This is a genomic window from Klebsiella sp. Ech2A (genome assembly GCF_030078455.1).
In the GTDB taxonomy this organism is placed as follows: domain Bacteria; phylum Pseudomonadota; class Gammaproteobacteria; order Enterobacterales; family Enterobacteriaceae; genus Klebsiella; species Klebsiella terrigena.
In genome coordinates this window covers 1-6,250 of record NZ_JAQGFU010000229.1, presented here as the reverse complement: position 1 = coordinate 6,250, position 6,250 = coordinate 1, and the positions used below count along the sequence as shown (strand labels likewise).

6 protein-coding genes are annotated in these 6,250 nt (G+C 61.1%); 3 read left to right on the top strand and 3 right to left on the bottom strand.

What is annotated here, in order from left to right; all coding sequences use genetic code 11:
• Together xylB and dalD are read right to left on the bottom strand one after the other, a co-directional pair.
• Window positions 1-890 (bottom strand): xylulokinase (gene xylB, locus PFH44_RS23840; protein WP_283826359.1); only part of this gene is annotated, 890 nt, incomplete at its 3' end.
• Between the two features lie 9 nt (window positions 891-899).
• Window positions 900-2,267, bottom strand: coding sequence for a D-arabinitol 4-dehydrogenase (gene dalD, locus PFH44_RS23835; RefSeq protein WP_132512232.1), 1,368 nt, complete (start codon window positions 2,265-2,267; stop codon window positions 900-902).
• Window positions 2,268-2,494: 227 nt separating this feature from the next.
• Between dalD and PFH44_RS23830 the strand changes: the two genes are divergently transcribed.
• Window positions 2,495-3,436, top strand: coding sequence for a sugar-binding transcriptional regulator (locus PFH44_RS23830; protein ID WP_045856427.1), 942 nt, complete (start codon window positions 2,495-2,497; stop codon window positions 3,434-3,436).
• Window positions 3,437-3,450: 14 nt separating this feature from the next.
• Here the strand turns inward: PFH44_RS23830 and PFH44_RS23825 are convergent, their stop codons facing one another.
• Window positions 3,451-4,461, bottom strand: a complete 1,011-nt coding sequence (locus PFH44_RS23825; protein WP_045855792.1) for a LacI family DNA-binding transcriptional regulator — start codon at window positions 4,459-4,461, stop codon at window positions 3,451-3,453.
• 267 nt (window positions 4,462-4,728) lie between these two features.
• Here PFH44_RS23825 and PFH44_RS23820 point away from each other — a divergent pair, with 267 nt between their 5' ends.
• A complete protein-coding gene (locus tag PFH44_RS23820; protein ID WP_166646154.1) occupies window positions 4,729-5,478 on the top strand; it encodes an SDR family oxidoreductase in 750 nt (249 codons plus the stop codon).
• 32 nt (window positions 5,479-5,510) lie between these two features.
• Window positions 5,511-6,250: FGGY family carbohydrate kinase (locus PFH44_RS23815; RefSeq protein WP_283826358.1), on the top strand; the 740-nt coding region annotated here is incomplete at its 3' end.

The following is a 6,250-nucleotide window of genomic DNA, read 5'->3' as shown; positions in this document are numbered from 1 at the left end:
GCGCTGAGCATCACGCTCATCTGATGCCACAGGTTCGGCAGCACGTGGCAGAAGGCGTGAACCGCCGACTGCGGCGCCGGACGATAGGCGTCGGTGACCACGAACAGCACGCCGGAGGTCCCGAGAGAGATAAAGGCATCCCCCGGCGAGACCGCCCCAACGCCAATGGCGCTGACCGCGTTATCGCCCCCGCCGCCGGCCACCACCACCGAGGAGTTCAGCCCCCAGCGCTCCGCCACCTGCGGATCGAGGGTTGCTGAGACCTCGCAGCCTTCGACCAGCGTCGGCATATGGCTGCGCGACAGGCCGCACTTGTCCAGCAGCGCATCGGACCAGTCGCGCTTCGCCACGTCCAGCCACAGCGTCCCGGCGGCGTCCGACATGTCGGAGATTTTGCGGCCGGTCATCCGGTAGCGGAGATAGTCCTTCGGCAGCATCACCGTCGCCGTGCGCTGGAAGTTGGCCGGCTCGTGGCGGCGCACCCACAGCAGCTTTGGCGCGGTAAAGCCGGGCATCGCCAGGTTTCCCGCCACCTGGTGCAGCTCGGGGGCCATCTCCTCCAGCTCGCGGCACTCGTCGGCGCAGCGGGTGTCGTTCCACAGGATGGCCGGGCGGATCACCTCCCCGCCCTCGTCCAGCAGCACCGCGCCGTGCATCTGCCCCGAAAGGCCAATCGCCTTGATGGCCGACCAGTGAGAGCCGCACTTTTCCCGCAGGGTGGTCATCAGATATTCCGTGGCTTCCCACCACGCCTGCGGCGCCTGTTCTGACCAGTGGGGATGGGGCCGCTGAATGCTCAGCGGCGCGCTATGGCTGGCGACGACGTCGTTGTTCTCGTCAATGACCAGCGCTTTCACTTCCGACGTGCCGAGATCGATCCCTAAGTACATAGCCACCTCTTACTTAATCAGCGTATAAACTGCGGCAATCTTCTCGCGCAGCAGCGCCAGGAAGTCCTCGTTCTCCGCCAGCGCGCCAAATAGCGCCCGGTCTTTGGCGTAGACGGCGATCGGGTCGCTGGCCTCAAACATCTCGTGCACCGCCTGCGCGTCGAGGATCCCGTCCTGGTATTGATACGGCAGCGTTCCCTTATGCCACTGCTCCATAAAGACGAAGAACAGCGCCGGGAGCATCGCCGTCGCTTCCGGACGCGCGCCGCGCTGGTAGCACTCCTGCAGGGTCGGGGCGATCATCGCCGGGATTTTAGAGAAGCCGTCCGCCGCCACCCGCTGGTTGGTGTCCTGGATGTAGGGGTTGGTAAAGCGCTTGAGCACCACGTCGCGATAGGTCGCGAGGTCGATACCGTTATCGCCGAGGCACGGGATTACGTCTTCGGTGACGTAGCGATCGGCAATGGCGTAGATGAACTCGGTGAGCGTACTTTCGTGGATATAGCGCTGACCGATCAGGGTGCCCGCCCAGGCGATGCAGCTGTGCGAGGCGTTGAGAACGCGGATTTTCGCCTCTTCGTAAGGGATAACCGAGTCCACCATCTCAACGCCAACGGCTTCCAGATTCGGCCGTTCGGCGCGGAAATTATCCTCCACCACCCACTGAATGAAGCTTTCTCCCATCACCGGCGCCCGATCGTCAATGCCGGTTTGCGCTTTGATGCGCGCCGGCAGATCCGCCGCCGGGCGCGGCGTGATGCGGTCAACCATGGTGTTCGGGCAGTTCGCATTCGCCGCCAGCCACTCGACCAGCGCCTGCCTGCCGGTTAGCTGCAGGAACTCCACCAGTCCGTCGTGAAAGCGCTCGCCGTTGTGGCGGACGTTATCGCAGTTCAGCAGGGTCAGCGGCCCGGCGTTATCCGCCATGCGCTTTTCCAGAATACGCGCGATGGTGCCGTAAATGGTCTTGCAGTCGCCCTGCAGGTCGGCGAGCAGATCGGGGTTGCTGGTCTCCAGGCGATGGCCGGTATTGAGGTAGTAGCCCCCTTCGGTAACGGTGAAGGCAATCACCTTAGTCTGCGGGTTGGCCCCTTCGTCAATCAGCGGCTGCAGCCCCTTCTGCCACGCCAGCAGCTTCTGGATAGAGGTGATTTCTTCATATTCGCGCTCGCCTTCCGGGCTGACGGTCTCCAGCACGTAGCGTCCGCCCTGCGCGGCCAGCGCCTGCACCACCTGCTCGGCATCATCGCGAATGTTGCCCGCGGCGATATGCCAGCGCTTATCGCCGCTGGCGATCAGGCGATGCAGGTACCACGCCTGATGCGCACGGTGAAAAGAACCCAAACCGATGTGAAGCCATGTGTATTGCTGATTCATATTCTGATCTCCTTGAGTGATGTGGCTCACTGTAGATGATCATTTGACCTAATTAAGAGCCATAGATCACAAAAGAGCAATTACCCAAACAAAATACAAATGACCAAAGGAGAGCAAAAGCTTGCCTGTTTTCTGAGCCGCGGCCAAAATGCGGCTAACAGTCAAAATTAGCAGGCCCGCGAAAAGACATGCTTATCGCCACGGCCGCCAACTTAAGGCAGGGAACCGTGAGTAAAGAAGATGACATCAGGCTGGACCAGAAGGTCCGCGCCGCGTGGATGTACTACATTGCCGGCCAGAATCAGAGCGAGATAGCCAGCCAGCTCGGCACCTCAAGGCCGGTGGTCCAGCGGCTGATTGCCGCGGCGAAAGAGGAAGGGATCGTCTCGATTGGGCTACATCATCCGGTAGCAAACTGCCTCGACTACGCCCAGCTGCTGCAGGAAAAATATCGGCTTATCGACTGCAACGTCGTCCCGGCCTACAGCGAGGAGAGCACCCTCGACAGCGTGTCGTTCGGCTGCTACCAGCTGATGGCCCGCTATCTGCAGGACGATAAGGCCAAAATCATCGGCATTGGCTCCGGGCTGACGCTGAAGAAAACCATGCAGCGCATCGATTTCGACAGCTTCAACACCCGCTGCGTGGCGCTAATAAGCGCGATGGATGCCGACGGACAGTGCAACTACTACGACGACGTTCCCCTGCTGCTGGCGAGGAAAATTCAGGCCAAGTATTACCAGTGGCCGGCGCCGCGCTACGCGCAAACGGCGGACGAGCACCGGATGTGGTGCACCAGCCGGCTGTTTCAGAGCGTGTCGGGCGTCGCGCAGCAGGCGGACGTGATTTTCGTCGGCATCGGCCCGCTGGGCACGCAAAGCCCAATCTTCAAGGACGGATTTATTAATCAGGCGCAGCTGGACGAGCTGACGGCACAGGGCGGGATCGGCGAGATCCTTGGCCGCTTTATTGATGCCGAGGGCGGCGTGGTGGAGAGCAATATTAACCAGATGATCACCAGCTACGATATCCGCCACAACCGCTGCCCGCGTATTGCGGTGGCCTGCGGCGAATACAAGCGTCCGGCGATTCTGGCCGCGCTGAAAGGCGGCTGGATCAACGGCCTGGTGACCGATGAACACACCGCCCGCTGGCTGCTAACGCGCTAGCGCCCGCGCGGCGCTCAGATAAGCTCCCGGCTGCCGATCAGCAGCGGCGGAATTTCGACCAGCTGCTTAGCGGCATCGCCGGAATCGATAATGCCGAACACCGCCTCCAGCATCGCCGGCACGTTCTGCTGAACCATATCGATATCGTGCCCCAGCAGGTAGACGAAGGGATCCCAGTCGAAGCAGCCCATCGGCGGCTGCCCGGTGCCGGTCAGGCCCCGCTGGGCCAGCCAGCGGACGACCCCTTCAAGCGAAATGGTGGAGTTGACGAAGAAGCCCTGCAGATGCTCATCCGGCGCGCCGAAGCGGGCCTGCATGCTGGCCTCAACTTTGCCTTTCGAGTAGCCGGGGGCGAGAATATTTTCCGCCGGTACGCTCAGGCCGCGCGCCCGATGCGCGTCGTGAAAGCCGCGCAGGCGCTCAAGGGTGTTGTGGTCGCTGCTGCGTCCGCCGACGAAGGTCAGCGGTGCGAGGCTGCCGTGCCGGCGCAGGCTGTTATCGAGAATTTTATCGGTCAGCGCCCGCGCCCCGGCGTAGTTATCGGAAATTACCGACGGCGCAACGGTGCCCGGCAGGTCAAGGTTGACGGTGGGCACGCCCGCCTGCTGGCACAGCTCGGTAATTTTGTCCGGGTTGGTCGCCCCGGTCGCCACCACCCAGTCCACCTGCCATGAGAGCATCGCCTTCACGGCTTCAATCTCCAGCTCCGGGCGGCGGCGGGTACAGGTAATAATCGGCAGCAGGCCGCGCTCGCGCGCCATCTCTTCAAAGCTTTCCGCCACCGAACCGAAGTAGCGGTTATCATATTTAGGGACGATCATGCCGATCACGTGGGATTTTTTACTGCGCAGCATGCTGGCCTGGCGGTTGATGGCATAGCCCTGCTCTTCGGCAATCCGGGTAACCTTCTCCGCCAGCTTCGCGCTGATACGACGCTTTTTCCAGTTACCGTTGAGGATCGCGCTGACCGCGCTGGCCGAAACGCCGGATAATTCCGCCAGATCGTAGATAGTGATTTTTTTCATTTTCCCAACTTGCGTCACAAATTCATTTCGCTGTTAATTTACCCACTTGCTCAATCGATGGAGCTGGCGCACATTAGCTTCATCGATTGAGCAACCACTATGCTCCCCGGCGCGCCAGGTCGCACGCCGCTCAGTATCCAGCGTATATAAATAAATGATGCTGATATTCAAAATCTTAGCAAGATTTAGTGCCTGACTCCAACGCTGGTCCCGGCTTATTGCGGGCCAGATCGATTTACCAAAATAGACTCGGTGAAGGATTATAAAATGAACCACTCTGTATCCTCTATGAATACTTCTCTCAATGGTAAAGTCGCTGCGGTGACCGGCGCGGCTTCCGGTATCGGCCTTGAATGCGCCAAAACCCTGCTCTCGGCGGGCGCGAAGGTGGTGCTGATCGACCGCGAAGGCGAAAAGCTAAATAAGATTGTGGCCGAACTGGGCGAAAACGCCTTTGCCCTGCAGGTGGATCTGATGCAGGGCGAACAGGTCGATAATATTCTGCCCGGCATTCTTAAGCTGGCGGGCGGGCTGGATATCTTCCACGCCAACGCCGGCGCCTATATCGGCGGACCGGTGGCCGAAGGCGATCCGGACGTGTGGGATCGCGTGCTGCATCTCAACACCAACGCCGCCTTCCGCTGCGTGCGCAGCGTACTGCCGCACCTGATCGCACAGAAGTCCGGCGATATCATCTTCACCAGCTCCATTGCAGGGGTGGTGCCGGTTATCTGGGAGCCTATCTACACCGCCTCGAAGTTTGCGGTGCAGGCCTTCGTGCACACCACCCGCCGTCAGGTGTCGCAGCACGGCGTACGCGTCGGCGCGGTGCTGCCCGGCCCGGTGGTGACCGCCCTGCTCGACGACTGGCCGAAAGAAAAAATGGAGGAAGCGCTGGCCAACGGCAGCCTGATGCAGCCGATTGAGGTGGCTGAATCCGTGCTGTTTATGGTGACCCGCTCGAAGAACGTCACCGTACGCGACCTCGTTATCCTGCCTAACAGCGTGGATCTCTAACTCTTCAATCAGGCTGGCTAAAGGATGGCTCTATGAACTGCGATACACCAACCATTATTGGCGTCGATGTCGGCTCGGGCAGCGTGCGGGCAGGTATTTTCAACCTCAATGGTGAACTGCTCGCCCACGCGACGCGGGAGATTACCCTCTTTCGCAGCGCGGGCAGCATGGTTGAACAATCCAGCAGCGAGATTTGGCAGGCGGTGTGCGATTGTATTAAAACCGCGATCGCGCGCGCCGGCGCCGCGCCGGACTCGGTGGCGGGCATTGGCTTCGACGCCACCTGTTCGCTGGTGGTGGTCGGTGAGAACGACGCGCCGCTGGCGGTGGGTCCTTCAGAAGACCCCAACCGCGACATTATCGTCTGGATGGATCACCGCGCGACCAGGCAGGCGGAAAAGATTAACGCCACCCGTCATCCGGTGCTGCAGTACGTCGGCGGCATTATCTCGCCGGAGATGGAGACGCCGAAGATACTGTGGCTGAAGGAGAACCGCCCGCAGACTTATCGGCAGGCGCGACACTTTTTTGACCTCGCGGACTACCTCACCTGGCGCGCCACCGGCGACGAGGCCCGCTCGGTCTGTACCGTCACCTGTAAATGGACCTATCTGGCCCACGAGCAGCGCTGGGATGCCGACTACTTCCGCCAGATTGGGCTCGCCGAGCTGGCGGATGAAGACTTTGCGCGCATCGGCCAGCGCATTGTCGATCCGGGAACGCCCTGCGGCAGCGGCCTTACCGCCGTCGCCGCTCAGCAGATGGGCCTGCC